Annotated in this window: 3 protein-coding genes; all 3 read right to left on the bottom strand. The window is 58.4% G+C overall.

Annotation, left to right across the window (positions count from 1 at the left end; genetic code table 11):
* Positions 1–30 precede the first annotated feature (30 nt).
* Positions 31–1,557 carry an IS66 family transposase gene (gene tnpC / locus AC07T0_RS31660; protein WP_495004863.1) on the bottom strand — a complete coding sequence of 509 codons (1,527 nt, stop codon included), beginning with the start codon at positions 1,555–1,557 and terminating at the stop codon, positions 31–33.
* An 83-nt stretch (positions 1,558–1,640) separates the two neighbouring features.
* Positions 1,641–1,976 (bottom strand): IS66 family insertion sequence element accessory protein TnpB, encoded by a 336-nt coding sequence (gene tnpB, locus AC07T0_RS31655; protein WP_017279403.1) that lies wholly within the window; start codon positions 1,974–1,976, stop codon positions 1,641–1,643.
* Positions 1,973–2,305 carry an IS66-like element accessory protein TnpA gene (gene tnpA, locus AC07T0_RS31650; protein WP_495004862.1) on the bottom strand — a complete coding sequence of 111 codons (333 nt, stop codon included), beginning with the start codon at positions 2,303–2,305 and terminating at the stop codon, positions 1,973–1,975. Before tnpA ends, tnpB begins: the two co-directional genes overlap by 4 nt.
* Between the last annotated feature and the right edge of the window lie 103 nt (positions 2,306–2,408).

Below are 2,408 nucleotides of genomic sequence, written 5' to 3'. Positions count from 1 at the left end.
GTAAGCGTCCGCCCAACACACCTTGCGTGATTAAACGGGCGCCCACCTGTGCGGCAACAGCTCGGTTATCTCACTCGCACGCTGCGTCGGCAGGCGTGTAAGAACATCCTTTAAGTAAGCATACGGATCATGTCCGTTGAGCCGCGCCGACTGGATCAAACTCATGATCGCCGCCGCACGTTTACCGCTGCGTAACGAGCCCGCGAACAGCCAGTTCGAGCGCCCAAGAGCCCACGGCCGGATTTGATTCTCGCACCAGTTATTATCGATGGGCACAGCACCGTCATCGAGATAGCGCGTCAGCGCTATCCAGCGTTTGAGGCTGTAATCCAGGGCCTTGGCGATGGCCGAACCCTCAGGCACAAGCTGTCTTTGGGCGATCATCCAGGTATGAAGTGCGTCGGCGATTGGCGCTGCTTTTTCCTGCCGTATTCGCTGTCGATCACCCGCTTCCAGCTCGCGGACTTCTCGTTCAACTTCGTACAAGGCCGCGATGTAGTGCAGCGCTTTTTCGGCGATCTGGCTCTTGTTGGTCGCGTGCAAGTCGAAGAACTTTCGGCGGGCATGGGCCATGCAGCCGATCTCCGTAACGCCCAGTTCAAAGCCTGCCTTGTAGCCGGCAAAGTCATCGCAGACCAGCTTGCCGTTCCAACTGCTCAGGAAGGCTCGGGCATGTTCGCCAGCGCGGCTCGGGCTGAAGTCGTAAACGACCGCCGCCAGGTCGGAGAACTGACTGGTGGCATAGGCCCAGACATAAGCGCGATGAGTTTTTTTCGCGCCAGGCATCAGCATTTGTACCGGCGTCTCGTCGGCGTGAACGATGCCGTGCGTCAGCACGGCTTCGCGCAGCGCATCGACTAGTGGTTGGAGTTGCACGCCGCAGTTGCCCACCCACTGCGCCAAGGTCGAACGGGCGATGGGCAGCCCGGCGCGACCGAAGATTTTTTCCTGACGATACAGCGGCAAATGATCAGCGAACTTGGCCACCATGACATGGGCCAGCAGGCCTGCGGTCGGTATGCCTTTGTCGATGACGTGCGCCGGTACCGGCGCCTGGATTAGCGTTTCGCACTGCTCGCAGGCCCATTTCCCACGGATGTGACGTTCGACGGTGAACACGCCGGGCGTGTAGTCGAGTTTTTCACTGGCATCTTCGCCGATGCGCTTGAGAGTACAGCCGCACTGGCAATGGCTGTTGTCCGGTTCGTGATGGATCAGCGTGCGAGGAAATTGCGGCGGCAGCGCCGCGCGCTTAGGTTGCTGGCGCACTTTGGCTTCGACTGGTGTCGGTTGCAGCGCCTCAAGCTCGGCTTCGATAGCGGCAATATCAGTATCGATCAAGTCGTTGAGCAAGCTGGCCTGATCTGGACTTAGTTGCTCGCTGCGTTTGGCAAACTTGAAGCGTTTGAGCAGCGCGATCTCGTGGGCCAGTTTCTCGTTGACCGACTTTTGATGATTGATCTGCTTGTCCATCGTCTCGACGCGCTGGATCAACTGCGCCGCCAAAGCACGCAGTTCTTTAGAGTTTAATTGATCGAGATTCGGATGCGAAGTCATGCCGCCGATTTTGCCAGAGAGGGCTATGGGCGGCGATAGACTGATGGGCCAATTGCGCTGGCAAGCAGGCCATGGCAGGCGAGTTAGAGTACCGTGATGGCTCCTCCGGAACCGACGCGTTGCCAAGGTAAGCCGAGCACCAAGGCTTGAAGTTGCTCTGCATCCAGCTCGACTTCAGAGCCGTGCCGCACGCCCGGCCAAAAGAAACGTCCTTGATTTAAGCGCCGGGCAGCAAGCCAAATCCCCAAGCCATCATGCACCAGCACTTTCATGCGATTGGCACGACGGTTGGCAAACAGATAAGCACAGTGCGGCTTCGCCGCACCGAACACCGCCACGACCCGCGCCAGAGCAGTTTCAGTGCCTGCGCGCATGTCCATGGGCTCGGTGGCGAGCCAGATGGAGTCGATGCGGATCATCGCAGCAGGTCTCGCAGGAAAGTAGAACACGCCGCTGCATTTTCTGCCGGCCAACTCACCACGACTACGCCTTTTGAATGCGGCACTTCGATTCGGATCGTGGCAGGAAGGGCCTGATGCATCGGCACCGGCGGCGATGCCTTGACCGGGATGAAGGCGGTTTGAAGTGTCAGGTTTTTCTGCGCATGCACGCGTATCCATTTATGGACGAGGTTGGCGTTGAGGTTGTGGGTCAACGCGACATTGGCGATCGAGGTGTCAGGCTGCGCGCATTCGGCGATGACCTGGGCCTTGAAGGACTTTGAATAGGAACGGCGTTCTTGTGGCATAGGCGTCCGCTTAAAAAGGCTAAAAATGGTGTCCACTTAAATTTAGGTGGACACCATCGCCTCAAGCGACGGTGTCAGGAAGGTGTGTTGCCCGGACGGTTAC

The organism is Pseudomonas sp. GW821-FHT04D07 (assembly GCF_059420225.1).
Note: the sequence above shows the minus strand (reverse complement) of the source record. Positions and strands in the feature narration are given on the sequence as shown.